Here is a 679-nt window from a genome sequence, read left to right on the forward strand (position 1 = left end):
CACTGGAGAGTGCCGCCGCTGCCGTCGCCGTCTCCCGCACCCCGTTCCCGGCCACCCCGGACGCGCTCGGCGACCTGGGCCCCGAGCGCGTCGCCCGGCTCGCCCACGCCGCGGGGCACCCCCTGCTGCTGCTCCTCGACGACCCCGAGGAGATGCCACCGGACCTCTTCCGCCGCTTCCCCGAATGGACCGCCTGCACCACCCGGTGGCTCCGCGCGACGGGCGCACGGCTGGTGGTCGCGTGCGGAGCGGAGTGCTGGGAGGAGGCGGCGTTCCCGGAAGAGGCCCTGCCCGCCGGTGGTCCCCGCCCCGACGGGCTCCCCCCGTTCGTGGCGCTCGGCCACCTCACCCCCGAGGAGGCCCGCGAGGCCCGTGCCCGCCACGGCATCCCGGAGGGCGCCGTGACCGGCACCGACGCCCGCCACCCGCTGACCCTGTGGCTGCTCGCCGAGGTCCGGGCCGGCATCTCCGATGTCCCCGACGTGTCCGACGCCTCCGAGGCATCCGATGCCTCCGAAGCCGATGTGCCTGTCGACCGCGACGACGTGTTCTCGGCCCACCTGGACCTGACCTGCCTGCGCGTCGCCGCCCGCCTCGCCGCCGGGAACGGGCTGCGCGGCACCGCCGTACGCCGGCTGGCGGCCAGAGTCGCCGGGCAGGTGCACGAAGCCGCCCGCCG

General features: G+C 77.3%; 1 pseudogene. It reads left to right on the forward strand.

Annotation, left to right across the window (positions count from 1 at the left end):
* Nucleotides 1-679 (forward strand): annotated as a pseudogene (locus B9S61_RS40795) (serine protease); the annotation flags it as partial.

The organism is Streptomyces sp. SM1 (assembly GCF_002910825.1).
Taxonomy (GTDB): domain Bacteria; phylum Actinomycetota; class Actinomycetes; order Streptomycetales; family Streptomycetaceae; genus Streptomyces; species Streptomyces okerensis.